Source organism: Streptomyces sp. NPDC002328 (genome assembly GCF_042890065.1).
Lineage (GTDB): Bacteria > Actinomycetota > Actinomycetes > Streptomycetales > Streptomycetaceae > Streptomyces.
The window spans coordinates 293,094-318,047 of record NZ_JBIARQ010000005.1 but is presented as its reverse complement, the minus strand read 5'-3'; the positions used below and the strand labels follow the sequence as shown (position 1 = coordinate 318,047).

Genomic DNA, 24,954 nt, shown 5'->3' with positions numbered 1-24,954 from the left:
AAAATGGCACGATTGCCAACTTCCGTTACGATCGTGCCATGCGCTTCCCGCACCGTGTCGTCGTCCTCGCCCTCGACGGCGTCTACCCGTTCGAACTCGGCATCCCGAGCCGCATCCTCGGCGCCGCCGACGGCCGTTACGAGGTGCTGACGTGCAGCGTCGACGGCGGGCCCGTGGACACCAACGCCGACTTCACGATCGGCGTGGAGCGCGGGCCGGAGGCGCTGGAGACGGCGGACACGGTGGTGATCGCGCCCGTCTCGCCCGAGCGGCTCACCGACGAGCTGCCGGACGGGGTCGCCGCCGCGCTCGCCCGGATCCGGCCCCACGCGCGCATCGTCTCCATCTGCACGGCCGCCTTCGTCCTCGCCGCCGCCGGACTCCTCGACGGACGCCGGGCGACCACCCACTGGTGCGTCGCGGAGAAGTTCCGTCGGCTGTATCCGCGGGTCCTGCTCGACCCGGACGTCCTCTTCGTCGACGACGGCCGGGTGCTGACGTCGGCCGGCGCGGCCTCCGGGGTGGACGTGTGCCTCCACATCGTCCGCGAGGACCACGGCAGCGACCTCGCCAACAAGGTGGCCCGCCGCTGCGTGGTGCCGCCCTTCCGCGACGGCGGCCAGGCCCAGTACATCGAGCAGCCGGTGCCCGAGGCCGGGGCGGCGAGCACGGCGGCCACCCGCGCGTGGGCGCTGGAACGCCTGGACGAGCCGCTCACCCTGACCGACCTCGCCGCCCACGCACGGATGAGCCTGCGCACCTTCGCCCGCCGCTTCCACGACGAGGTGGGCCTCAGCCCCGGCCGCTGGCTGATCCAGCAGCGCGTGGCCCGCGCCCGGCACCTGCTGGAGTCCAGCGACCTGACGGTGGACCAGATCGCCTCCCGCATCGGCTTCGCCACGGGCGCCTCACTGCGCCAGCACCTCCACGCGGCGATCGGCGTCTCCCCGCAGGCCTACCGCAGGACCTTCCAGGCGGCATCCCGCTGAACACCTCCAGCGGGTCGGTGGGGTCAGCGGCTCGCGTGGAGCGCGACCAGCAACTGCCATACCTGGTCGGCGATTTCGGCGGGGCCGGCGTCGAGCAGTCCGTGCAGCCAGTCCGCCAGCACTCCGGCGAAGGTCGCGGCGACGGCCGAGGCGACCAGCGGCGCGTCCGCCGCGCCCGCCCGCTGCCGCTCCCGCAGGCTGTACGCCCGCAGGTCCCGGTGCAGGACCCGGCCGAGCGGCCCGCCGCCGCCCGGGGTCAACAGGGCGCGGTACAGCGCCGCGTGCGGGGTCAGCGAGGCGAAGAACTCCGCGAGCGCCGCCGGGGCGCGCACCGGGTCGGGCCGTCCCTGCCAGGAGTGCAGCGCCTCCACGGCCTCGCGGACGACGTCGGCGCAGGCGTCGACCGCGAGGGCCTCCAGGTCGGGGTAGTGCACGTAGAAGGTGGCCCGGCCGACCTCCGCCCGCCGCACCAGCGCGGCCACGCCCACCTCCGCCAGCGGTCGCTGCGCGCACTCCGCCAGCAGCGCGGCCCGCAGCCGGGCCCGGGTACGGGCCGCCCGCGGGTCCTCGGGCTCGGCGCGGGTCATCCCGCGATCAGGACGGCGGTCAGGGCGAGGGCGCCGGGCAGCGCCTGCGCGACCAGGATGCGGCGGTTGGCCGTGGCCGCGCCGTAGACGCCCGCGACGATCACGCAGGACAGGAAGAACACCTGTACCCGGAAGCCGGTGGGATCGCCGGCGATCAGCCCCCAGACCAGCCCCGCCGCGAGGAACCCGTTGTAGAGCCCCTGGTTGGCGGCCATCGGGGCGGTGGCCCGCGCCATCTCCGCGTCGAAGCCGTGCAGGGCCCGGCCCGGCTTCTTCTGCCACAGGAACATCTCCATCACCAGGATGTAGAAGTGCAGCGCGGCGACCAGCCCGACCAGCACGTTCGCAACGGCTTCCATCGTCTCCCTCATCTTTCGCCCTCGTGGACGGACGTCCACTCCTGGACAGGTGTCCACTATAGCTGGACAACTGTCCAGGAAGTCCAGCGCGATCTTGCCGGGGGTCTGGCGGAGACTGAAGACATGACCACAACAGCCGCACGATCGCTTCGACAGCGCAGGATCGACACCTTGCACCGGCTGGAACACGACGTCGACGCCTGGGTCGCCACCGCCGCCGGGGACGGCGGGGCTCCCTACCTGGTCCCGCTCTCCTTCGTCTGGGACGGCGCGACCCTCCTCGTCGCCACCCCGGCCGCCAGCCGCACCGGCCGCAACCTGCGGACCACCGGCGTCGCACACCTCGGCATCGGCGCCACCCGGGACGTCGTCCTCGTCGACGGCACCGTCACCGCCGTGGAACCCGCGGATCTGCCGGAGGAGGACGCCGAGATCTTCGCCGCCAAGACCGGCTTCGATCCGCGCGAACTCACCACCGCCTACCTGTACTTCCACGTCCTGCCGCGCCGGATCCGGGCCTGGCGCGAAGTCGACGAGCTGGAGGGGCAGGAACTGATGCGCGACGGGGAGTGGCTGGTGGGCGACTGAAACCGGGGTATCCGCAAGGGTGGGGGCGGGACTCGACCGTCCCCGGTCCAAGACCTGCGGAGGAGACATGGCACTGGTGAACGCGGGGGTCGTGGTGCTCGACTGCGCCGAACCCGAGAAACTCGCCGAGTTCTACAAGGAGTTGCTCGACGCGGAGGAGACCGACGTCACCGCCAACCGCGTGGAGATCCTGGGTGCGGGCGGCACACGGCTCGCCTTCCGCCGCGACGTCAACGCGACCCCGCCGAGCTGGCCCCGCCCCGAGAACTCCCTCCAGGCGCACCTGGACTTCCTGGTCGACGACCTCGACGAGGCGGAGCGCGCGGTCATCGGCCTGGGCGGCCGGCCCCTGGAGACCAAGGGGGCCCCCGGCCCCTACGAGGAGCGAGGCTACGCCGACCCGGCCGGCCACTCCTTCACCCTGCGCCGAGTGGCGTCGACGGCCCCCAAACAGGGGTGAGACGGCGCGAGGAAGCGGGCGGGCCCTCGCCGCGAGGGAGAGGGCCCGCGTCGGACTCAGCGCGGGGTACGGGAGCGTGCCCGCACCTGGGTCAGTCCCGGCCGCCCTTCTCCTTCGACGGCCACACGCCAGTGGAGCGTTCGATGGCCTTCGCGCCGGTGCGGTCCGCGGCACTGCGTACCGCGGCGAAGATCGCGCCCTGGATCGCCGCGGCGAGCAGGACCTCCCCCCAGCCGCGGTCCCGGTCCAGGGCGTCGGGTGCGTCGTCCTCGTGCCGGATCGCCTTCCAGGCCTTGCGGAAGGCCAGCCCCGCCAGCGCACCGCTCGCCCAGCCCACCACGAAACCGACGGGCTGGTAGACGAGGGGGAGTTTCTGTTTCTTGCTCACGTGTGCCTCCTTGTGCGTAGGGATGAGTGCGTGGGGATGAGTGCGTAGGGATGAGAGCGTGGTCGGGGCGGGAGCGTCAGGGCCGGCCGGACGCCGGGACCTCCTCGCCCGCCCGCACCGGACCGGGCGGCGTCCCGTCCCCGAACGGACGCCCGCCCAGCTCCTGCCGGCCGTGCGGGGTCAGCCAGCCGGAGCCGTCGGGGCCGAGCGGCACGATCCGGGTCGGGTTGATGCCGGTGTGCACCCCGTAGTAGTGCCGCTTGATGTGGTCGAAGTCGACGGTGTCACCGAACCCGGGCGTCTGGAAGAGGTCCCGGACGTACGCCCACAGCACCTGATCCTCCGTCAACTTCCAGCGGTTGCACTTGAAGTGGCCGTGATACACCGCGTCGAACCGCACCAGTGTGGTGAACAGCCGGATGTCCGCCTCCGTGATCGTGTCGCCGACCAGATACCGCTGCCCGGCCAGCCGCGACGCAATCAGCTCCAGCCGCCGGAACACACCGGCGCATGCCTCCTCGTACTCGGCCTGCCCGCTCGCGAAACCCGCCCGGTACACACCGTTGTTGACGTCCTCGTACACCTCGGCCATGACCGCGTCGATCTCGTCGCGCCGCCCCTGCGGGTAGAGATCCGGCGCGCCGGGCCGGTGCAGCGCGGACCACTCGGTGGCGAGGTCCAGGGTGAGGCGCTGGTAGTCGTTGGTGACCAGCTGCCCGCTGGGCACGTCCACGATCGCCGGCACGCTCACCCCGCCGGGCGCGCCGGGCTCCCGCTTCTCGTAGGCCTCGGCGAGGTAGCGGATGCCGAGGACCGGGTCGCGGCCGTCGGGGTCCAGGGTGAACCGCCAGCTGCGGTCGTCCTGGATCGGGTCGGTGATCGCCAGGGACAGCGCGTCCTCCAGCCCGAGCAGCCGCCGCGAGATCACCGCGCGGCTCGCCCACGGGCAGGCGCGGCTGGCCACCAGACGGTACCGGCCGGCCTCCACCGGCCAGCCGTCCCGGCCGTCCGCGGTGATCCGGTCCGCGAAGTGGCTCGCGGACCGCTTGAACGCCTTGTGCCCCAAGGCGCGGTTCCCGTCGCCCCCGTCGCTCATGGTTCCTCCTGCTCGTGGTGCGTGCGTGCCCCCTCAACGCGTTCCCCGTTTTCCGCCGACGGCACGGTGTGAGCCCGATCGGCCGGGGCATCCGCCGGGGGTGACTGGGACACCCTCCGAACACGACACACGACAGCTCGCCGAGAACGGCGCGGTCCGCCGCGCCGAGAACGGCGCGGCGGACCGCAGAACCCGCGTCACCGTGCTGGTGGCGCTCGGGGCCAACCTGGTCATCGCCGTCGCCAAGGCCGTCGGCGGGCTGCTAGCGGGCTCACCGGCGCTGCTGTCGGAGGCGGCGCACTCCGTCGCCGACAGCCTCAACGAGGTCTTCCTCCTCGCCGCCCTGCGCCGCAGCCGCCGCCCCCCGGACCGCCGCCACCCCTTCGGCTACGGCAAGGAACGCTTCTTCTGGTCGCTCCTCGCGGCCGTCGGCATCTTCGTCATGGGCGGCTGCTTCTCCTTCTTCCAGGGCGTCGAGGCACTCAGAAACGGCGCGGAGGAGGAGTTCAGCGGCTATGTGGCGGGCCTCGTCGTGCTCGGCCTCGCCCTGCTCGCCGAGGGCGGCTCGCTGCTGCGGGCCCTGTACCAGGTGCGCCGGCAGGGCGGCGCCGCCGGACTGCGCGACCCCGCGCTGCGCACGGTCGTCGCCGAGGACGGCACCGCGGTGCTCGGCGTCACCCTGGCCGCGATCGGCATGGTCCTGCACATGGTCACCGGCCAGGTCGTGTGGGAGGCCTGCGCCTCGCTCGCGATCGGCGCGCTGCTCGTGTACGTCGCCTACGGTCTCGGCCGGGAGGCCCGCGACCAGCTCATCGGCGAGGCCGCCGACCCGGAGACCGCCGCCCGGATCCGCGCGCTGCTGGAGGCGCAGCCGGAGATCGACAGCGTGGAGGCGCTGTTCACCATGAAGACGGGCCTCGACTCGGCGTTGGTGGCGGCCCGCGTCGACCTGGTTCCGGGGCTGGACAGCGAGCGGGTGGAGGAGGTCGCCGTGCGCATCAAGCGCTCGATCGCCTGGACGGTTCCCGAGGCGGACCAGGTCTTCCTCGATGTGACCGACCGGCCCGCCGGCGAGGCAGCGGAAAGCCCCGCCGCGACGGGGGAACGCGGCGGGGCCTGAACTTCGGGTGCCCCGCCCGGGACGCGTCCATGCGCCCGGCGGAACAGATTTTTCTACGACTTTTTCCCGCGGCCCCCTTCGCCTTGAGAGCTCACCGGCACCTCACCGGCAGTTTCCGCAGGTCAGTGGCTGTCGGCCGGCTCCAGGACGAAGACGGGGATCTCCCGATCCGTCTTCTCCTGGTAGTCGGCGTACGGCGGATACGCGGCCACCGCGCGCTCCCACCACTCGGCCTTCTCCACCCCGGTCACCTCACGGGCCGTCATGTCCTGCTTCACAGGGCCGTCCTGGAGCTCCACCCTGGGATCGGCCTTGATGTTGTGGTACCAGACCGGATGCTTGGGCGCGCCGCCGAGGGAGGCGACGGCGGCGTACCGCCCTTCGTGCTCGACCCGCATCACCGGCGTCTTGCGGATCTTCCCGCTCTTCGCGCCCAGGGTGGTCAGCACGATCACGGGCCGCTTGGTGTTCTGAAGCGTCGTTCCCTCAGTACCGCCTGAGCGTTCGTACAGCTCCACCTGGTCGCGCACCCACTTCGTCGGGCTGGGCTCGTACTCGCCTTCGAGAGGCATGGCATCCTTCCCCTTCGCTCGCGTACTCGTCCCCCACCGAACCACAACACCGGTACGCCCGCCTTTCATCCGCGCCTTAGGTGGCGCCCCGTGTCACCACAGCATCCGCATCGCCAGCACCGTCATCACCCCGCTCGACGCCAGGGCCGTCGCCAACCGCCCGCGGTGGCCGGTCAGGGCTCGGCCCAGGAGTGCGCCGCCGCCGGCGAGCAGCAGCTGCCAGCTCGCCGACGCGGCGAACGCCGCCAGGACGAACACGGCCTGTTCCAGGGGGCGTACGGCGTCGGCGGTGCCGGTGCCGAGGACGAGCGCGGCGAAGTAGACCACGGTGGTCGGATTGAGGAGGGTGATGCCGAGCAGGCTCGCGAAGGCGCGGGCCGGGCTCGGTGGCGGCGGGTCGGACCGGGTGGCGAGGCGGTGCGCCCGGTACCGGCGCAGTGCGCTCACCGCGCTCCAGGCCGCCAGCGCCAGCAGCACGACGGCCGAGGCCCAGCGCAGCGGCGTCAGCACCGGCCGCAGCGCCACGGCGACGGCGGAACCGCCGACCGTCGCCAGCAGGGCGTAGAGCCCGTCGGCGGCGGCCACGCCCAGCGCGGCGCACACGCCGGTGCGCAGGGAGGTGCGTGCGGTGAGGGAGACGAGGTACGTCCCGACCGCGCCGACGGGAACGGCGATGCCGTACCCGGCGATCAGGCCGGCGACGAGCGCGGCCGTCACGGGCGCGCGGGATCGGGCCTCCGGTGACGCCCGGGCTGCTGCTGGGACCGCGCCGGAAGAGCGGCGACGGACGACAGCGGCGTGAGGGCTACGTGCGAGAACATGGCCAGATCATGAAGTCGGACGCGGACCGTCGGCAAGCCGTTTTCCGACGGCGGCGGGCCCGTTATCGTTCCCGCGTGACCGAACATGGTGGGAAGCCGTTCCTCTACGTCGTCGTCTGCGCCGCCGGGATCGCCGTCGACGTCGGCAAACTGATCACCGCCGCGCAGGAGCGGGAGTGGGAGGTCGGCGTCATCGCCACGCCCCTCGCCGCCGACGGGTTCTTCGACACGGCCGCCGTCGAGGCGCAGACCGGCCGCCCGATCCGCTCCGCGTGGCGGCGTCCCGGTGATCCGAGGCCCTTCCCCGCGCCCGACGCGGTCGTCGTGGCCCCGGCCACCTTCAACACGGTCAACAAGTGGGCGGCCGGGATCGCCGACACCCTCGCCCTCGGCACCCTGTGCGAGGCGGCCGGCCTCGGCGTGCCCGTTGCCGCGCTGCCCTGTGTGTCGGACGCGCTGGCCGCCCACTCCGCCTACCAGGACAGTCTGATACGGCTGCGCGGGATGGGCGTGCGGTTCGGGTACCCGTACTCGGGCGCGGAAGGAGAGGAAGGGGCGGGGGAGGAGTTCGGGTGGGAAGAGGGCCTCGACCTGCTGGGCTGACGCCGCGGTGAGCCCGCCGCAGGAGCACCCCGAGCCCGAGCACGACCCCGAGGCGACTCCGAGGCGACTCCGAGCACGTCAGACGGTGACCTCCGCGGCCGTTCCCGGTGACAGCCAGCGGAACCGTTCGCGCAGGTCCGCGGGCTCCCTCGTGAGCCGGGCCTCGACCGTGTCGCGGCCCTCCTGGAAGTGCGACCAGCCCTCGTAGTGCACCGGCAGCACGGTGTGCGGGCGCAGCGCCCGGCACAGCCGCACCGCCCGCTTCGCCGTCAGCGTGTACCGGACGGGCCCGGTGAGCGGGAAGCCCACCCCGCCCAGGTGCAGCAGGGCCGTGCCGACGGTGAGCCGGCGGGCCACCTCGCGCACCCCGCCGTACAGCACGGTGTCCCCGGAGATCCACAGCACCCCGTGCCGCTGGCCCTCCCAGCGCAGCGCGAACCCGGTGACCTCGCCCACCAACGGCCCTGACAGCGGCGGCCCGTGCCGGGCCGGGGTGGCCGTGACCTCGATCGCCGGCCGGCCCGGGGCCGGCTCCAGCCGCAGGGACGTCCACGGGGCGAGCCCCCGCGCCGTACCGCCGAGGCGTCTCGCCCCGGACGGCGTGGTGAGGACGACGCCGGCTTCGGGCAGCAGGGCGCGCCCTGCCGTGTCGAGGTTGTCGGCGTGGTGGTCGTGGGTGAGCAACACGGCGTCGATCGGCGGGAGTTCCTCCGGGCCGAGGGCGGGCCCGGCCGTCTTGCGGGAGGAGGTTCCCACGCCGAAGGAGTAGCGCCGTCCGGGCGGGTCGAACGTCGGATCGGTCAGCAGCCGCAGCCCGGCCGCCTCGATCAGCACGGTCGGACCCCCGATGTGGGTGACGCGAATCCCGGTCATGCGGTGGTCCCTTCATGGTCGGACACGGTGCGAGGACCCGGGCCCTGGGGCGGGCCCGGGGCGGACGACCGTCGGCAGGCCCGGGGCGGACGGCCACGGTGAGGCCCTGTGGTGGACGGCCGCGGTGAGGTCCCGGGGTGGACGGCGTGCCCGCCCCGGTCGGCACCCCGTCCTGGACGGCACCCCGCCTTAAACGGCACCCGGCAAGGAGCTGGACGGGCACCCCCGCCTTGGACGGGCACCCCCGCCCTGGACGGGCACCGCCGGACGCGTGAGCCTATTTCGCGTGTGCCAGTGCCCACTCCAGGGCGTGGTCGGCGACCTCCTCCCAGCCGGGTGCGGCCGGCAGCAGGTGGGGCCGGCCCGCGAACTCCTTCACCTCGGTGACCGTGTTCGACTTGTAGTGCCTCGCGTTGGACTGCTGCACCTTGGGCGGCATCAGATGGTCCTTCTCGCCCGCGATGAACAGCAGCGGCGCGCGGCCGTCGTTGTGGTAGTCGACGTACGTGCTCTGGTGGCCGGGGCGCAGGGTGGCCAGGGCGCTGTCCCAGAAGATGGCGCCCGAGGCGGGGACCGCGTAGCGCTCGTACAGCGCCAGCGACTCCTCCTCGGAGAACGTGTTGGTGAAGGCGTAGTGCCACTGCTCGGCGGTCAGACCGACCGCCCGGTGCCGGTTGGCCGGGTTCTTCAGCACCGGGAACGCCGCCTTGACCTGGGTCAGCGGCACCACCGCCACCCCTTCGGTCGGCGCGGAGTTGATCGCCACGCCCGCCGCGCCGTGGCCCCGGTCCAGCAGCAGCTGCACGAAGACGCCGCCGGCCGAGTGGCCGATGAGCACCGGGGGCTTGTCCAGGCCCCGGACCAGGGTCTCCAGGCTCTCCAGGATCTGCGGGACGGTGACCTGTTCGACCGGTGTGGGATCGGCGTTGAGGGACTCGACCTCCGCCTCGAACCCGGGATAGGCGGGCGCCAGGACGCGGAAGCCGCGCTTCTCGTAGTGGGCGATCCAGTGCTCCCAGCTCCGGGGCGTCACCCAGAAGCCGTGAATGAGGACGATGGTGTCCGGAGTGCTCATGACTGCCCCTTCCAGGAGCGTCGTAGGGTCAGCGGGTCGCGCGGTCGGCGGCGCGTATCTGCCGGACCACGGCGTCCGGGCGCGACATCATCACGACGTGCGAGGCGCCCCGGACCTCGACCGTGCGGCTGCCGGCGCGCCCCGCCATGAAGCGCTGCACGGCGGGCGGGATGACCCGGTCGGCGCCGGCGACGACGTACCAGGACGGCAGGCTCTTCCACGCCGGGACCCCGCTCGGGCTCCCCAACCCGCCCAGGCTGCCCGGCCGTTGGGCGGTCGCCATGATCCTCGTCCGGGACCGCGGCAGGTCCTGCGCGAACACGTCGTGGAACTTCGCCGGGTCGATGTAACCGTCCAGGCCGGGGTCCGGGCTGCCCGCGGGCACCGGGTAGGGGCGGGCGACGAGCGCGGGCTTCAGCCGGCTGCCGGGGTACTTGTCGGCCAGTTCGAGCGCCGTCTCGCCCTCGTCCGGCGCGAACGCGGCCACGTACACCAGCGCCTTGACGTGCGCGTGCCCGCGCCCGGCGTTGGTGATGACCTCGCCGCCGTAGGAGTGCCCGACGAGGATCACCGGGCCGGTGAGCGAGGCGACGACGCTGGAGACGTACGCCGAGTCGCCCGCGAGGTCGCGCAGGGGGTTGGCCGGGGCGATCACCTGGTAGCCGGCGTCCAGCAGGGAGGCGGTGACGGCGCCCCAGCCCGACGCGTCGGCGAACACGCCGTGCACGAGCACGACGGTGGGTCTCACGGTGCCGCCACCGCCGCTGCCGCCGGTGGCGGCGGACGCCTGGCCGGCCGCGCCCAGTGTGACGGCGCCGGCCGCGAGCATGCCGCCCAGGACACGGCGACGGGAGGTGTCTTCCATCGTTCCCCCTTCAGAAGAAGTCAGAAGAAGTCAGAACGAGCAGTCAATGACCGTTCGTGGAACAGGAGTTAAGGAGTTAAGGAGCAAAGGAGTTCAGGAGTTGAGGAACTCCAGTAGATCCGCGCCGAGTTGGTCCTTGTGGGTGTCCGTGATGCCGTGCGGGGCGCCCGGATAGACCTTGAGCGTCGCGTTCTTGATGCGGGCGGCCGACGCCTTGCCGCCCACCTCGAAGGGCACGACCTGGTCGTCGTCCCCGTGCACCACCAGCGTCGGCACGTCGATCGCGTCCAGGTCGGCGCGGAAGTCGGTCGCGGAGAACGCCGCGACGCACTCGTAGGCCCCGCGGTGCCCGGACTGCAACCCCTGCCGCCAGAACGCGTCCCGCACACCCTGCGAGACGTTCGCCCCGGGCCGGTTGTGCCCGAAGAACGGGCCGTCCGCCAGGTCCCGGTACAGCTGCGAGCGGTCGGCGAGCGAACCGGCCCGGATCGCGTCGAACACCTCGGCCGGGACGCCGTCCGGGTTGTCGTCGGTGCGCAGCATGAACGGCGGCACGGCCGAGACGAGTACGACCTGCGCGATCCGGGCGGTGCCGTGCCGGCCCACGTAGCGGGCCACCTCGCCGCCACCCGTCGAGAACCCGACGAGCGTGACGTCGCGCAGGTCGAGGCCGTCGATGAGCGCGGCCAGGTCGTCGGCGTAGGTGTTCATCTCGTTGCCGTGCCAGGTCTGGCTGGAACGGCCGTGCCCGCGCCGGTCGTGCGCGATCGCACGGAAGCCGTGGGAGGCGAGGAACAGCTGCTGCGCCTCCCAACTGTCGGAGTTCAGCGGCCAGCCGTGACTGAGGACGACGGGCCGGCCGACGCCCCAGTCCTTGTAGAAGATCTCGGCGCCGTCGGGCGTGGTGACGTGGGGCATGGGTGCTCCTGTCTGCTGGACGTGTCCGACAGGTCGATCCTCGTCCGGGAAGGGCGGCCCCCGTACCCCGTGAAGCGCGTAGTCATGACCGCGCGGACCGTGGTCCCGCCGTGCGCGGGGCGGACGCCGGCCGCCCGCGCACTACGCTCGGGATCGGCGAAGTACGCTCACGATCAGCTGTGGACCGACGTCAGGAGCGGCGACGATGCAGTACGTGAAGCTCGGTACGACTGGTCTGGACGTGTCCCGGATCTGTCTGGGCTGCATGACCTACGGGGTCCCCGACCGGGGCACGCACGAGTGGACCCTCGACGAGGAGGCGTCCCGCCCGCTGATCCGGCAGGCGCTGGACGCCGGGATCACCTTCTTCGACACCGCCAACGTGTACTCCGACGGCACCAGCGAGGAGATCGTCGGCCGGGCGCTGCGCGACTTCGCCCGCCGCGACGAGATCGTCCTCGCCACGAAGGTGCACGGCCGGATGCGGCCCGGCCCCAACGGCGGCGGCCTCTCCCGCAAGGCGATCCTGACCGAGATCGACCACAGCCTGACCCGCCTCGGCACCGACTACGTCGACCTCTACCAGATCCACCGCTTCGACGCGCACACCCCGGTCGAGGAAACGATGGAGGCGCTGCACGACCTGGTGAAGGCGGGCAAGGTGCGTTACCTCGGGGCGAGTTCGATGTACGCCTGGCAATTCTCCAAGATGCAGTACACCGCCGAACGGCACGGCTGGACGAAGTTCGCGTCCATGCAGAACCACTACAACCTCCTCTACCGCGAGGAGGAGCGCGAGATGCTGCCGCTCTGCGCCGACCAGGGCGTGGGCGTGCTGCCGTGGAGCCCGCTGGCACGGGGCCGCCTCACCCGCGACTGGGGCGCCGTCACCGGCCGCAGCGCCACCGACGACTTCGGCAGCCGCCTCTACGCGGACGGCGACCGCGCGATCGTCGAGGCCGTCACCCGCATCGCCGGAGCGCGGGACGTGCCCCGCGCCCAGGTGGCCCTAGCCTGGCTCCTGCGTCAGGCCACGGTGACGGCCCCGATCGTCGGAGCGTCGAAGCCCCGGCACCTGGAGGACGCGGTGGCGGCCGTCGAACTGGCCCTGACCGACGAGGAGTCGGAGCAACTGGAGCAGCCCTACGGCCCGCACCCCGTCGCCGGCCACTGAAGCGCCCCTGGCCCTTGAAGCGCCCCCGGCCACTTATGCGCCCCGGGGGCCGTGTCAGTGGGGCCCCTGCGGCGCGAACTCGGTGCCGCAGGGCCCCGCCCCCTCGCTCTCCGGCAGGGTCACCCGGTCCCCGCCCATCGACAGGGTGCGGTAGTACTGCCCGATGCGCTCGGCCGAGCGGCCGACGTAGTGCGCGATGAACGACCGGCGGAACCGGTCCCCGCTCCGGTTGGGCTGCGAACCGTGCACCAGACTGCCGGCGAAGAACAGCACGTCCCCCGGCGCCATGTCGACGGGCACCGCCGCGAGACCCGCCGGCGGCGGCACGTACTCCCGCGCGAACGACAGCTCCACGTCCGCCTCCTCCGGGCAGAACAGCCCCATGCGGTGCGTGCCCGGGACCACCTCCAGGCCGCCGTTCTCCCGGTCGATGACGTCACAGGCCAGCCAGGCCGCCACACAGGTCCCCGGCTCCACCCGCAGGTAGAAGTTGTCCTGGTGCAGCGCCTGCCCCCGGGCGCCGGGCGGCTTGAAGTAGAACATGCTCTGCGCGGCCAGCACCTCCTCCCCGAACAGCGTCTCCAGCACGTCCCGCAGCCGCGCGTCCAGCAGCGCCCGCCGGGCGAGCGGGACGAACTCGTGCGGCTGCATCACCCTCGGGTGGCGGTGCAGCGGATCGTCGCCGGGCCGCGGCTCGAAGTGCCCCGGCACCGGCCGCCCCGCCGCGTGCAGCGCGGTGAACTCCGCGCACAGCCGGTCCACCTCGTCGCGCCCGAACAACCCCCGTACGACGGTGAAACCGTCTTCCCGGTACTGCCGCAGCCCCTCCTCCGTCAGGATGGGGGCCGAAGCGCCGGCGGCGCCGATGTCCGTGACCGTCATGTGCGACCTCCCAGGTCGTGGGTCCCGCGTCCGCTGTCCCCGGCCCGTCACGCTAGGTCCCTGCGAGATCCGGGAGGATGCCCGTGCGTGCTGACGGCATGTCCGTGACTGCCGCGCCGGGGGACCCGTCCCCGCCGCCCGGCCTGGTGGTGGTGGGCCACTTCGACCAGGCCGCCGGATACGGCGCCAACCGCCCCGGAGGGTCCGACAGTTGGCTGTTCACCTGGACGACGGGCGGCCTCGGCCGGCTGCGCCAGGGCGGCACCGAGGTCCGGGCCCGCCCCGGCGACCTGGTCGCCCTCGCGCCGGGCGTCCCGCACCGCTACTCCACCGAACCGGGCGCGGACCGCTGGCGGTTCTGGTGGGCGCACTGCCAGGCCCGCCCCGCCTGGACCCAGTGGCTGCACCCGTACGGCGCGGGCGACGGCGTGTACGTCGTCCCCGCCGTCCCGCCCGCGACGCACCCCCGCATCGAGGCGGCCTTCAGCCGTATGCACACCGACGCCCGCCGCCCCGCCGGCATCACGCCGACGGCCGGACCCCACTCCCACTCCCACCCTCACACTCCCGCTTCCGCTCCCGCACCGGCCCCCACGGACCAGGACATCGCCGTCGCCCTCGGCGCGGTCGCGCGTGAACTCGCCCTGTGCGCACTGGAGGAGGCGGTGCTGCTCGCCACGGCCACCGCGGCCGCGGCCGCCGCCACAGCGCACGCGCACGCCTCCGCGACCGCCTCCCGGGTCCCGCCCGGCGTCGACGGCCGTGTCCGCCGGGCCCAGGAGCGGATCGCCGCCGACCCCGGCGCCCCGCACACCGTCCGCTCCCTCGCCCGGGAGGCCGCCCTCTCGCCCTCCCGCTTCGCCCACCTGTTCACAGAGCACGTCGGCCAGTCCCCGATGCGCGCCCTGCGCGAGGCCCGGCTGCGGCACGCCGCCCGCCTCCTGGAGAGCACCGGGCTGTCCGTCGAACGCGTCGCCACCGCGGCGGGGTTCGCCAGCCCGTTCCACTTCAGCCGGCTCTTCCGCGCCCGCCACGGGATGCCGCCCGGTGCGTACCGGGACGGAATGCGCGCCGCAATTGCGTCGCCAAAGGGACACCAATACAGGGACCGCCCCGAATGACGAGGAGCCCTCCCCGGCTCACTGACGTTTCGTCAAGACTATTCACGCGCTCGGGCAAAGCACGAAACCGCTGGATCACTTGTTCTGCCTGGTCCGCCTGTGCGAAGGTGTGCCGTGTCGGCGCACGGACAGCATTTTTCCCCGCGTGCGCACGAGGTGTCTCTCCCGTCCACACCCCCCACGCTTCAAAAGAGCTGCGCACTGCGGACGTTCGAGACACCGAACTTTGAGTGAGAGCATCCCGTCGCCCCACGGCGGGGGTCCCATACCGATTGGTATGGACCTGATGCCGTATGTCCCCGGAGGAATGCCGCCGTGAAAGACGCAGGCCTGTCGAATTCCCCTTCGGCGCGCCGCCTCGAGGTGACGGACGAACAGCTGAGCGCCGAGCTCAAGAACTGGTCGGGGGCGTCGCCCGCGCTGCACCCCGTCGGCGAACTGCTCGACCGGCACTGGGAAGCGGCCATCTCCTACGCCCGCCTCTGCGCCGACAGCGAGCGCGCGGCCGGCATGCTCACCACCGCCGCGTTCACCCGCCTCTTCGGCGAGACCCTGCGGCAGAACGGCCCCACCGCCGCCTGGCGCCCCTACCTCCTGGTCACCGTGCGCCGGATCGCCGCCGAGTGGGACTCCGACGGCCGCCGCGACCTGCTCCACCCCGAACTGCGCGCCGCCGAGGGCGACGCCGACCAGCTCGCCGCCCGGCTGCTCCCGCCGCCGAACCGCCGCCTGATCTCCCGCGCGTTCCAGCGACTGCCCCAGACCGCCCGCTGTCTGCTGTGGCACGCCGAGGCCGAGGTCGAGGCCCTCGCCTCCCCGGCCGCCCTGCTCGGCATGGAGGAGGAGGGCGCCCGCATCGAACTGCGCCGCTCCCGCGAGCGGTTGCGCGAGGAGTGCCTCCAGGTCCACCGCGAACTCGCCGTCGAGGAGGAGTGCCACCGCTACGACCGGCTGCTCGACGTCACCTGCCGCCGCGGCGGCGACGTCGACCCGGACCTGCGCGCCCACCTCGACCAGTGCCGGCACTGCGCCCACACCGCCGACCAGCTCCGCCAGTTCGAGGCCGACCTGGGCGCGGCGCTCGCCGAAGGCGTGCTGGGCTGGGCCGCGGGGGAGTACCGCGAGCTCAGAGCCGGCCGCGTCGACGCGCCCGTCGCCGAGCCCGAACGGCCGCGTCCCCGGATGATCGTGGGCGAGGCCTTCACGGACGACTCCTACCCGGCGCACCCCGGGCACCCCGCCCGTCCCGCGCACCCCGTCCCGTCCGCAGAGCCGGCCGAGCCCGCCGCGCACCCCGGGGCGGCCGCGTTCGCCGGGACCACCGCCGCTTCCGCCGCCGACGCGGGCCTCGGCGGCACGTTCCCCCCGTTCCCCACGGCCTTCACCGCCGCGCCGGACCCCGCGGCGGGTCCGCGCACTCCCGGGGCCGAGCTCGTCCCCGTCAACCCCCGCCCCCACTCGCGCCGTTCCGCGCAGAAGGCGGCCCGCCGCGCCCGCCGGCGCAACCTCGCCATCGCCGTCCTCACCGTCAGCGGCCTCGTCGTGCTGCCGCTCGTGCTGTGGTCCGCCCTCGGCTCGGACGGCGACGGCTCGGCCGCGGGCGACGAGGCCGCGGGGACGGCGGCGCCGGACACGGACGCCGCCGACGTCGACCCGTCCTGGGCCGGCGCCGCCGAGGAGAACCAGGGCACCCTGCGCGGCCGGCTGCACAACGTGTCGTCGGGGCTGTGCATCGGGATCACCGGCGGGAAGGCCGTCCAGGGCGCCGAGGCCCAGCTCGCCGTCTGCTCCTCCGCCGCCGACCAGCAGTGGACGTACGAGACCGACGGACTGCTGCGCAGCACCGCGGGCCCGGACCTGTGCCTCGACTCCCAGCTCGGCTTCTCGGTGCGGCTGTCCCCCTGCGCCGCCGCGTCCGCGCCGGAGGCCAAGAACGTCCGCTACGACTTCACCCTCCAGGGCACGCTGATCCCGCGCGGGAACCAGAACCTCGCCCTGGCCCCCGCCGCCACCGACGGCTCGGGCGCCCTCGTCCTGAAGAACCGTGCGGACGGCGGCGCGCAGCGCTGGGTGATCGACACCTCGCAGCCCGACCCGCAGATGCAGATCGTCAACTGGGACGCCGACAGCACCCTCATCGACACCTCGGGCGCGCCCGTCACGCCCAAGGCCGCGAAGAGCCCGGCCCCGAGCCCGGCGAACCCGTCGGCGTCCGCCCCGAAGCCGTCGGCCACACCGGCCCCGAAGTCCACGGAGACCGGTTCCTCGTCCGGTTCGGCGTCCGGCTCCGACGACGACTCGTGCTCGCCCTACGCCTGGTACTCCTGCTCCGGGAACGGCCAGCAGGGCTGGAACGGCGGCAACGGTCCCGGCGGCTACGGCTACGGAAACGGGTACGGGTACGGCGGTTACGGAAACGGCTACGGCTACGGCTACGGCGGTTACGGAAACGGCTACGGCGGAGGCCGCTGACCACAGCGCCGACGGGGCCGACAGGGCAGGCAGCGCCGGCAGTGCCGTCCGCCCGGCTCAGACCCCCAGCACCTGCACCGAAGCCCACAGCGCCACCACGGCCGGGATCAGCGTGGCCGGCACCGTGAGCAGTCCCAGCCGGGTGAACTCCCCGACCTCGACCCGCTCCTCGTGTCCCTGCACCACGCGCCGCCACAGCAGCGTCGCCAGCGACCCGGCGTACGTCAGGTTCGGGCCGATGTTCACGCCCAGCAGCACCGCGAGCACCGCCCCCGCGCCGGCCGGGGCGGCCAGCGGCGCCAGGACCAGCACCGCGGGCAGGTTGTTGATCAGGTTCGCCAGGACCGCGGCCAGCGCGGCCAGGCCGAGCAGCGCGAGCAGCCCCGAACCGCCGGGCAGGACGCGCTTCAGCGCGTCGGCGAGCCCGTGGTCGACGACCGCCCGTACGACGATGCCGAGCGCCAGCACGAACGCCAGGAACCCCGGGGCGGCGGACCGCACCACCGCCGTGGGCGTCACGCGCCGCCGCGCCAGCGCCCGCCCGGCCATGACGACGGCGCCCGCGAGCGCCGCCCACACCGGTTCGAGTCCGAGCGCGGACGCCACCACGAAGCCGGCGAGGGTGCAGCCGACGGTGATCAGCGCGAACAGCGGCACGGCGGGCGCGGGGCCGTCGTCCTCGGCGGGCTCGGCCGCCGGCAGGTCGGCGGCGAAGAAACGCCGGAACACCGCGTACTCCGCCGCGACCGCCACCAGCCAGGGCAGCGTCATCAGCGCGGCGAACCGGGTGAAGCTCAGCCCGCTCGCCGTGAACGCCAGCAGGTTCGTCAGATTGGACACCGGCAGCAGCAGCGAGGCCGTGTTCGACAGATGGGCGCACGCGTAGACGTGCGGCCGGGAACGCACCCCCATCCGGGCGGCGGTGGCGAACACCACGGGCGTCAGCAGCACCACGGTGGCGTCCAGGCTGAGCACGGCCGTGACGACGGAGGCCAGCACGAACACGGCCGTCAGCAGCCGCCGGGGGCGGCCCGCCGCCCGGCGCGCCATCCACGCCCCGCACGCGGTGAAGAGGCCCTCCACATCGCACAGGTGCGCCAGCACCAGCACCGCCGCCAGGAACCCGACCACCGGCCCGAGCCGCTCCGCCTCCGCCAGCGCGTGCTGCGGCGAGATCACCCCGGCCACGACGGCCAGCGCCGCGGCCGGGACCGCCACCAGGGCCTCCGAGCGGCCCGCGGGGCGCAGCACGGCCCAGGTGAGCGAGGCGACGAGCAGGGCGACGGACAGGACGACGGCGAGCGGGGCGTTCAGGGCGGATCTCCGGGGCGTGTTCGAGAAGGGGCGCCCCGCCATATAAACAGGCCCGGGTAAAAGCCGAGCCAAGAGCCCGGGGCCGGGGACCGACGGAGGCGGAGAGAAGCCGGAGGCGGAACCGATGGGGCGAGCCCGCCGAGTCCGGTGGGGCGAGCCCGCCGAGTCGGGTGGGGCGAGCCGCCCTCACTCCTCGTCGAACAGCGCCAGCTCCGCCCAGATCGTCTTGCCGTCGGCCGTGTGCCGGCTGCCCCAGCGCTGGGTGAGCTGGGCGACCAGCAGCAGCCCCCGGCCGCCCTCGTCCCAGGTCTTCGCCCGGCGCAGGTGCGGCGCGGTGTGGCTGTTGTCGGAGACCTCGCAGATCAGCGTGGCCGCGTCATGGATCAGCCGGAGCCGGATGGGGCGCGCGCCGTATCGGATGGCGTTGGTGACCAGCTCGCTCACCACCAGCTCCGCCGGGAACGTCGCCTCGCTCAGCCGCCAGCGGTCCAGCTGCTCGACGACCTGCTTGCGGATGGGCGCGACGAGCGCCGGGTCGGCGGGGATGTCCCAGGTGGCGACCTTCGAGGCGGGCAGCCCCCGGGTACGGGCGAGGAGCAGGGCCACGTCGTCGGCCGCGCCGCCCTGGGGCAGCAGGGCCCGCAGGACGCGGTCGCAGGTCTCGTCGAGGGAGTCCGTGTGCCCGGCCAGGGCGTCCCGGAGGCCTTCGTGATCGGCGTCCGCGTCGCCGGCGCGGGGCCCGATCAGGCCGTCGGTGTAGAACGCGAGGACCGAGCCCTCGGCCAGGGACAGCTCGGCCGACTCGAAGGGCAGCCCGCCCAGGCCCAGCGGGGGACCGGCGGGCAGGTCGACCTGGCGCGGGGCGCCCTTGGGCGGCAGCAGCACCGGCGGGGGATGCCCGGCCCGCGCCAGCGTGCAGCGCCGGGACACCGGGTCGTACACCGCGTACAGGCAGGTCGCCCCCATCTCCCCGGGGCTGCCGCCCTCGCCGCCGGCCTCCTCCGAGAGCCGCAGGACGAGGTCGTCGAGGTGGGTGAGGAGTTCGTCGGGGGCGAGGTCGATGTCGGCGAGGGTGCGCACGGCGGTGCGCAGCCGGCCCATGGTCGCGGAGGCCTGGATGCCGTGCCCGACCACGTCCCCGACGACCATGGCGACCCGCATCCCGGACAGCGGGATCACGTCGAACCAGTCGCCGCCCACCCCGGCCCGGGCGGCCGGCAGATAGCGGGAGGCGGCGTCGACGGCGGCCGTGCGGGGCAGCGAGCGCGGGAGCAGGCTGCGCTGGAGGGCGAGGGCGGTCTCCCGCTCGCGGGAGTAGCGGCGGGCGTTGTCGATGCAGACGGCGGCGCGCGCGGTGACCTCCTCGGCCAGCAGCACGTCGTCGGGGGAGAACGGGTCGGGCCGCAGGAAGCGGGTGAAGACGGCGACCCCGAGGGTCGCGCCCCGGGCCTGGAGCGGCACGGACATCGTCGAGTGGATGCCGTACTCGGCGATCCGCCGGAAGCGCCGGTCGTCCCAGGACAGCCACTCTGCCAGGTCGCCGGAGGGTGCGCCGGCCACCACGGCGCGGCCGGCGAGCAGGGAGGCGGCCTGCGGCGAGGTCTCCGGGTAGGCGTCCACATCGCCCGGCTGGACGACGGCCTCCGGCGCGCCCGGGTTGACCGAGTGGTGCGCGGCGCGCCGCAGCTGGACGGGGGCGGTCGGCGGACCGGCGGCCTCGCCCGCGTGCTCCTGCGGATCGAGCAGGTCGACGCTGACGAAGTCGGCCAGCGTGGGCACGCACACCTCCGCCAGCTCCTGCGCCGTCCGGGTGACGTCGAGGGTGCTGCCGACGCGCACGCTCGCCTCGTTGACCAGTTGGAGCCGCTCCCGGGCGAGGAAGTGCTCGGTGAAGTCGTGGGCGGTGACGCAGATGCCGCGCACCCGCCCGGCGGCGTCGGTGAGCGGCGCGATCCGGGCCAGCCAGGCGTGCGCCCGGTCCTCGCCGGTGGCCTTCATGAAGGTCTGCATCACCTGGCGCTCGCCGCTGGCGAGGGCGAGGCGCATGTAGTCCTCGATCTCCGAGTTCTGCGGCCGGCTGCCGATGTCGGTGGCGCGCAGTCCCCGGATGCGGGCGGAGGGCAGTTCGACGAGGTCGGCCATGGCGTCGTTGATGCCGCGCAGCCGCAGCTCCTCGTCGAAGATCATCGTGGCGCAGGGGGACTGGGTGAGGGCGGCCCGCACCAGCTCGTCGTCCTCCGGCGCGGGGTAGCCGCCGGCGAGCGGGGTCACGGCGAGCCAGGTGGCCGGGGCGTCGTCGCCGGGCCGTCTGAGGTGGGCGAGGACCCACACGGACACCGTGTGGCCGTCGCGGTGGCGCAGCGGGAGGGTGCCGCTCCAGCGCTCCTCGCCGGGCCCGGGACGCCGTGGCCGGGAGCCGACGACGACGGGTGCGTTGCCCTCGGCCGGTTCGTCGCCGCCGGCCCGTGCGTCGCCGTCGGCCGGTTCGTCGCCGTCGGCCGGTGCGTCGGCGAGCAGGGCGGCGGCCGGCCGGCCGACCACCTCGGACCGCTCGTAGCCGAGCAGCCGGCGGGCCCCCTCGCTCCAGCCCGTGAGCGTGCCGTCCTCGTGGATGACCGCCCGCGCCGTCGAGGCATCGTCGAACGGGTAGTCCGGGCTCATCGTCCCCACTCCATCGCGGACACTCACAGTGAACAAGCGGGCCACTTCAGTTCCACCTTAGTGCTTGTGTCCCCGGCAGGGAGGGGGAGTCCGTCCCCTCGCGGAACGGGGTGGTCAAGGGCGGAACCGGCCGAACGACCGGCGTGTGGGGGCCAGGGGACGGACGGCCCGAGCGGCACCCTTGACGGGCGGGCGCGGAACGACCTCAGATTCTGTTTGCTGACGATCAGTTGTGAGTACTTCTGGTTCCTGATGAGGGAGACGAGCCGCCATGACGGTCACTCGCAGATCGGTTCTGTTCGCCTCCACGGCGGCCCCCGTCGCCGGCGCGGTCCTCGCCACCCCGGCGTGCCATGCCGCCGGGCACGCCGAGAGCGCCTCGGGCCCCACGGGCCGCCGTACCCTCGCCCTGCGCGACGGCTGGCGGTTCGCCCAGGTGAACCCGGGCGGGATCACCGACCCGACCGGGCGGTACGCCGACGCCGCCGGCCCCGGCCACGACGACTCCGGCTGGCGGCGGGTGGCCGTCCCCGCAGGCTGGGCGCACGCCGACGGCGTCACCGAGAGCGTTCTCGCGGTCAAGTGGCAGAACCTGCTCCCCGGCAGCCGCTGGTGCTCCGACAGCGGCGCCTACCGCGAGACGGCCTGGTCGTCGCCGGGGCTCGTGCCGAAAGCTGCGGCGTTCCACGCCGGGTGAAATGCATCTCGGGCTCGCTCCGACCGGCGCCCGCACGCCGTCCGTCTCACCCCAGACCGCAAGTCCCTTCCCGCCGACGGCCGTTCGCTCGTCTTCGTCACCGCCGACGTCGTCGACGCGCGCGGGGTGGTCGTCCCCGACGCCGAGCACGTGATCACCTTCGAGGTGAGCGGAGGCTCCCTCGCCGGGCTGGACAACGGGCGCGAGGAGAGCGCCGAGCGCTACCAGGCCGGCACCCGGACCGCCTTCTGCGGCAAGGCACTCGCCATCGTCCGGTCGGGCACGGAACCCGGCGCCCTGAAGGTGACCGCGCGCGTGGACGGGCTGCGCCGGGGCACGGCCACCGTCCGCACCACGCACGCCCGTTCGGCGGCGACCACCCCCGCCGCCGCGTTCATGCCCGACCATCCCGCGCCCCTGAACTACCCGCACGCGGACGCCAGTTACTCCGGACGGCCGGACACCCTGCCCGCCGCCGTGCTGGACGGCGACCCCGCCACCGGCTGGTCCAACGCCTTCGCCAAGGCTGCCACCGCCCTGCTGCCCGCCTTCAACCAGGCACGGGCCCGGGACTGGATCTCGGTGGACTGGGGCCGGACGCGGAGCTTCGACCGGGTGGAGGTGTCGTTCACCGTCGGGCCCGCGCACAGCCTGCCCGCGGCGGTCGCCGTCGAGATCTGGGACGGCGAGCGGTACCGGCCGGCGACCGGGGCGGCCGTCGACTGGGCGCGGGCCTCGGACGAGCCCACCGTGATCACCTTCAACGCCGTCAGCGGCTCCCGGCTGCGGCTCACCCTGACCAGCGCCCGCCCCGGCGAGGTCCAAGGGGCGGTGCGCATCAGCAAGTTGGAGGCGTAGAGACAGGAGGGCTCCGGGCGGGACGGGACGGCAAGCCGCGCAACCCGTCCCGTCCGGACCGTTGACGGAGTGTCATGACTGCAACAAGCATGTCCTGCGACCGTCGTTGGGAGCGCTCCCATCTGTTGCGGAGGCGGCGTTCCCCCGAGGAGCCCAGGAGATCCGGACGTGAAACGACGCAGAACCACCCTGCTGTCCCTGGCGGCCCTGCTGGGCGGGGCGCTCACCGCGCTGCCCGTGCCGCAGGCCGGGGCCGAGGAGGTCGAGCAGATCAAAAACGGCGCCTTCGACGGCACCGCCGACGGATGGTGGACCGCCAACGTCACCGCCGGTCTCGCCGAGGGCGGGCTGTGCGCCGACGTGCCGGGCGGCACCGCCGACCGCTGGGACTCCGCCGTCGGCCAGAACGACGTCACGCTGACCAAGGGGGAGACGTACCGGTTCTCCTTCAAGGCCTCCGGCGTGCCCGAAGGACACGTGGTGCGGGCGATCGTCGGCCAGTCGGTCGCGCCGTACGAGACCTGGCAGGAGGCGAGCCCGGTGCTCGACGCGGCGGCCGGCTCGTACACCTACACCTTCACCGCGCCCGTCGACTCCGCCCAGGCCCAGGTCGCCTTCCAGGTCGGCGGCAGCGCCGACCCCTGGCGGTTCTGCCTGGACGACGTGTCCCTGCTGGGCGGGGTGCCGCCGGAGGTGTACCAGCCCGACACCGGACCCCGGGTCCGCGTCAACCAGGTCGCCTACCTGCCCGCCGGACCGAAGAACGCCACCCTCGTCACCGACGCGACCGCGAGACTCCCCTGGGAGCTGAAGAACGCCGCCGGGAAGACCGTCACCCGGGGCTGGACCGTGCCGCGCGGGGTCGACGCCTCCTCCGGACAGAACGTCCACTCCCTCGACTTTGGCGCGTACCGGGGGCGCGGCACCGGCTTCACCCTGGTCGCCGACGGCGAGACCAGCCGCCCGTTCGACGTCGACGCGAGCGCCTACGAGCGGCTGCGCCTGGACGCGGTCAAGTACTACTACACCCAGCGCAGCGGCACCCCGATCCGCGACGACCTGCGCCCCGGCTACGGCAGGGCCGCCGGCCACCTCGGCGTCGCCCCCAACCAGGGCGACACCGCCGTCCCGTGCCAGCCCGGTGTGTGCGACTACACCCTCGACGTCAGCGGCGGCTGGTACGACGCGGGCGACCACGGCAAGTACGTCGTCAACGGCGGCATCGCCACCTGGGAACTGCTGAGCACCTACGAGCGCTCCCTGCACGCCCGCACCGGCCGGCCGGCGAAGCTCGGCGACGGCACGCTCGCCCTGCCCGAGAGCGGCAACCACGTCCCGGACATCCTCGACGAGGCCCGCTGGGAGCTCGACTTCCTGCTGAAGATGCAGGTCCCCGACGGGCAGCCGCTCGCCGGCATGGCCCACCACAAGATCCACGACCAGCAGTGGACCGGACTGCCGCTGCTGCCGCACGACGACCCGCAGAAGCGCGAACTGCACCCGCCGACCACCGCGGCCACCCTGAACCTCGCCGCTGCCGCCGCCCAGGCCGCCCGCCTGTACAAGCCCCACGACAAGGCGTTCGCCGCCCGCGCCCTCACCGCCGCCCGCAAGGCCTGGACGGCCGCCCTCGCCCACCCCGACATCCTGGCCGACCCCGCCGACGGCACCGGCGGCGGCGCCTACAACGACAACGACGTGAGCGACGAGTTCTACTGGGCCGCCGCCGAGCTCTACCTCACCACCGGGGAACGGCAGTTCGCCGACCGCGTCCTGAACTCCCCGGTCCACACGGCCGACGTCTTCGGCCCCTACGGCTTCGACTGGGCCAGGACCGCCGCCGCGGCCCGCCTCGACCTCGCGACCGTCCCCAGCAAGCTCCCCGGCCGCGACAAGGTCCGCCGCTCCGTCGTCGCCGGCGCGGACAAGTACCTCGCCACCCTGCGCGCCCACCCCTACGGCACGCCCTACGCCCCCGACGGCAACCGCTACGACTGGGGCTCCGCCCACCAGGTCCTCAACAACGCCGTGGTCATCGCCACCGCGTACGACATCACCGGCGCCTCGAAGTACCGCGACGGCGCGCTCCAGAGCATGGACCACATCCTCGGCCGCAACGCCCTGAACATCTCCTACGTCACCGGCTACGGCGAGGTCAACGCCCACCGCCAGCACAGCCGTTGGTACGCCCGCCAGCTCGACCCGAACCTGCCCGACCCGCCCGCCGGCACCCTCGCCGGCGGCCCCAACTCCAGCATCCAGGACCCCTACGCGCAGTCCAAGCTCACCGGCTGCGTCGGGCAGTTCTGCTACATCGACGACATCCAGTCCTGGTCGACCAACGAGACCGCGATCAACTGGAACGCCGCACTGGCCCGCTTGGCGTCCTTCGCGGCCGACCAGGCATAGCGCTCCCGCCCTTCACGGTACCGTCCCGGCACCAGCGTGACCTGCGACTATT

The 24,954-nt window shown here is 73.6% G+C and carries 23 protein-coding genes and 1 pseudogene; 11 read left to right on the top strand and 13 right to left on the bottom strand.

All coding sequences use genetic code 11. The annotated features are described in order from the left end of the window. The first annotated feature begins 38 nt into the window (after positions 1-38). Positions 39-989: a GlxA family transcriptional regulator gene (locus tag ACFYX4_RS16395; RefSeq protein WP_389332500.1), complete on the top strand. Its 951-nt coding sequence runs from the start codon at positions 39-41 to the stop codon at positions 987-989. A 23-nt stretch (positions 990-1,012) separates the two neighbouring features. Here the strand turns inward: ACFYX4_RS16395 and ACFYX4_RS16390 are convergent, their stop codons facing one another. Both ACFYX4_RS16390 and ACFYX4_RS16385 read right to left on the bottom strand, forming a co-directional pair. Beyond that, a complete protein-coding gene (locus ACFYX4_RS16390; protein ID WP_389332497.1) occupies positions 1,013-1,576 on the bottom strand; it encodes a TetR/AcrR family transcriptional regulator in 564 nt (187 codons plus the stop codon). Beyond that, complete coding sequence (locus ACFYX4_RS16385; RefSeq protein WP_389332494.1) at positions 1,573-1,935, bottom strand: DUF1304 domain-containing protein; 363 nt, start codon at positions 1,933-1,935, stop codon at positions 1,573-1,575. Before ACFYX4_RS16385 ends, ACFYX4_RS16390 begins: the two co-directional genes overlap by 4 nt. Positions 1,936-2,058: 123 nt before the next feature. Here ACFYX4_RS16385 and ACFYX4_RS16380 point away from each other — a divergent pair, with 123 nt between their 5' ends. Further along, positions 2,059-2,523: a pyridoxamine 5'-phosphate oxidase family protein gene (locus tag ACFYX4_RS16380; RefSeq protein WP_389332491.1), complete on the top strand. Its 465-nt coding sequence runs from the start codon at positions 2,059-2,061 to the stop codon at positions 2,521-2,523. A 67-nt stretch (positions 2,524-2,590) separates the two neighbouring features. Further along, entirely contained in the window at positions 2,591-2,983 is a 393-nt protein-coding gene (locus ACFYX4_RS16375; RefSeq protein WP_389332488.1) for a VOC family protein, read from the top strand. Between the two features lie 91 nt (positions 2,984-3,074). Here the strand turns inward: ACFYX4_RS16375 and ACFYX4_RS16370 are convergent, their stop codons facing one another. Then, the gene (locus tag ACFYX4_RS16370) at positions 3,075-3,371 is read right to left on the bottom strand and encodes a DUF4235 domain-containing protein (RefSeq protein ID WP_389332485.1); all 297 of its coding nucleotides are present in this window, start codon (positions 3,369-3,371) and stop codon (positions 3,075-3,077) included. Between the two features lie 76 nt (positions 3,372-3,447). After that, positions 3,448-4,467: a glutathione S-transferase family protein gene (locus ACFYX4_RS16365; protein ID WP_389332482.1), complete on the bottom strand. Its 1,020-nt coding sequence runs from the start codon at positions 4,465-4,467 to the stop codon at positions 3,448-3,450. Between ACFYX4_RS16365 and ACFYX4_RS16360 the strand changes: the two genes are divergently transcribed. Next, the gene (locus ACFYX4_RS16360) at positions 4,466-5,587 is read left to right on the top strand and encodes a cation diffusion facilitator family transporter (protein WP_389332479.1); all 1,122 of its coding nucleotides are present in this window, start codon (positions 4,466-4,468) and stop codon (positions 5,585-5,587) included. The genes ACFYX4_RS16365 and ACFYX4_RS16360 overlap by 2 nt on opposite strands. Positions 5,588-5,709: 122 nt before the next feature. Here the strand turns inward: ACFYX4_RS16360 and ACFYX4_RS16355 are convergent, their stop codons facing one another. Both ACFYX4_RS16355 and ACFYX4_RS16350 read right to left on the bottom strand, forming a co-directional pair. Then, a complete protein-coding gene (locus ACFYX4_RS16355; protein ID WP_389332476.1) occupies positions 5,710-6,159 on the bottom strand; it encodes a nitroreductase family deazaflavin-dependent oxidoreductase in 450 nt (149 codons plus the stop codon). 93 nt (positions 6,160-6,252) lie between these two features. Continuing rightward, positions 6,253-6,876, bottom strand: coding sequence for a LysE family transporter (locus ACFYX4_RS16350; protein ID WP_389332473.1), 624 nt, complete (start codon positions 6,874-6,876; stop codon positions 6,253-6,255). Positions 6,877-7,055: 179 nt separating this feature from the next. Here ACFYX4_RS16350 and ACFYX4_RS16345 point away from each other — a divergent pair, with 179 nt between their 5' ends. Further along, on the top strand, positions 7,056-7,583 hold the full coding sequence (locus tag ACFYX4_RS16345; protein WP_389332470.1) for a flavoprotein: 528 nt from the start codon (positions 7,056-7,058) through the stop codon (positions 7,581-7,583). A gap of 78 nt (positions 7,584-7,661) precedes the next feature. Here the strand turns inward: ACFYX4_RS16345 and ACFYX4_RS16340 are convergent, their stop codons facing one another. The 4 genes from ACFYX4_RS16340 to ACFYX4_RS16325 all read right to left on the bottom strand — a co-directional run bounded on the left by ACFYX4_RS16340 (position 7,662) and on the right by ACFYX4_RS16325 (position 11,314). Beyond that, on the bottom strand, positions 7,662-8,456 hold the full coding sequence (locus ACFYX4_RS16340) for an MBL fold metallo-hydrolase (protein WP_389332467.1): 795 nt from the start codon (positions 8,454-8,456) through the stop codon (positions 7,662-7,664). Between the two features lie 277 nt (positions 8,457-8,733). Beyond that, on the bottom strand, positions 8,734-9,531 hold the full coding sequence (locus ACFYX4_RS16335) for an alpha/beta hydrolase (protein WP_389332464.1): 798 nt from the start codon (positions 9,529-9,531) through the stop codon (positions 8,734-8,736). Between the two features lie 28 nt (positions 9,532-9,559). Beyond that, on the bottom strand, positions 9,560-10,396 hold the full coding sequence (locus ACFYX4_RS16330) for an alpha/beta fold hydrolase (protein ID WP_389332461.1): 837 nt from the start codon (positions 10,394-10,396) through the stop codon (positions 9,560-9,562). A 93-nt stretch (positions 10,397-10,489) separates the two neighbouring features. Beyond that, positions 10,490-11,314: an alpha/beta fold hydrolase gene (locus tag ACFYX4_RS16325; RefSeq protein ID WP_389332458.1), complete on the bottom strand. Its 825-nt coding sequence runs from the start codon at positions 11,312-11,314 to the stop codon at positions 10,490-10,492. 205 nt (positions 11,315-11,519) lie between these two features. Here ACFYX4_RS16325 and ACFYX4_RS16320 point away from each other — a divergent pair, with 205 nt between their 5' ends. Next, on the top strand, positions 11,520-12,488 hold the full coding sequence (locus ACFYX4_RS16320) for an aldo/keto reductase (protein WP_389332455.1): 969 nt from the start codon (positions 11,520-11,522) through the stop codon (positions 12,486-12,488). 54 nt (positions 12,489-12,542) lie between these two features. Here ACFYX4_RS16320 and ACFYX4_RS16315 read toward each other — a convergent pair whose 3' ends face one another. Beyond that, positions 12,543-13,370: a phytanoyl-CoA dioxygenase family protein gene (locus tag ACFYX4_RS16315; RefSeq protein ID WP_389332452.1), complete on the bottom strand. Its 828-nt coding sequence runs from the start codon at positions 13,368-13,370 to the stop codon at positions 12,543-12,545. 98 nt (positions 13,371-13,468) lie between these two features. Between ACFYX4_RS16315 and ACFYX4_RS16310 the strand changes: the two genes are divergently transcribed. Further along, positions 13,469-14,491 carry a helix-turn-helix domain-containing protein gene (locus ACFYX4_RS16310; protein ID WP_389332449.1) on the top strand — a complete coding sequence of 341 codons (1,023 nt, stop codon included), beginning with the start codon at positions 13,469-13,471 and terminating at the stop codon, positions 14,489-14,491. Between the two features lie 315 nt (positions 14,492-14,806). Beyond that, positions 14,807-16,963, top strand: a complete 2,157-nt coding sequence (locus tag ACFYX4_RS16305) for a ricin-type beta-trefoil lectin domain protein (RefSeq protein WP_389332446.1) — start codon at positions 14,807-14,809, stop codon at positions 16,961-16,963. 57 nt (positions 16,964-17,020) lie between these two features. On the opposite strand, the gene ACFYX4_RS16300 is transcribed toward ACFYX4_RS16305, so the two are convergent. Both ACFYX4_RS16300 and ACFYX4_RS16295 read right to left on the bottom strand, forming a co-directional pair. Further along, positions 17,021-18,319, bottom strand: a complete 1,299-nt coding sequence (locus ACFYX4_RS16300; RefSeq protein WP_389332444.1) for an SLC13 family permease — start codon at positions 18,317-18,319, stop codon at positions 17,021-17,023. A 144-nt stretch (positions 18,320-18,463) separates the two neighbouring features. Then, a complete protein-coding gene (locus tag ACFYX4_RS16295) occupies positions 18,464-20,938 on the bottom strand; it encodes a SpoIIE family protein phosphatase (protein ID WP_389332441.1) in 2,475 nt (824 codons plus the stop codon). 271 nt (positions 20,939-21,209) lie between these two features. Between ACFYX4_RS16295 and ACFYX4_RS16290 the strand changes: the two genes are divergently transcribed. The 3 genes and pseudogenes from ACFYX4_RS16290 (at position 21,210) to ACFYX4_RS16280 (ending at position 24,902) form a co-directional block, all read left to right on the top strand. After that, positions 21,210-21,635, top strand: coding sequence for a hypothetical protein (locus ACFYX4_RS16290; RefSeq protein ID WP_389332438.1), 426 nt, complete (start codon positions 21,210-21,212; stop codon positions 21,633-21,635). 30 nt (positions 21,636-21,665) lie between these two features. Further along, a pseudogene (locus tag ACFYX4_RS16285) lies at positions 21,666-22,493 on the top strand (discoidin domain-containing protein); the annotation flags it as partial. Between the two features lie 168 nt (positions 22,494-22,661). After that, positions 22,662-24,902 (top strand): glycoside hydrolase family 9 protein, encoded by a 2,241-nt coding sequence (locus ACFYX4_RS16280; RefSeq protein WP_389332435.1) that lies wholly within the window; start codon positions 22,662-22,664, stop codon positions 24,900-24,902. The last annotated feature ends 52 nt before the right edge of the window (positions 24,903-24,954 follow it).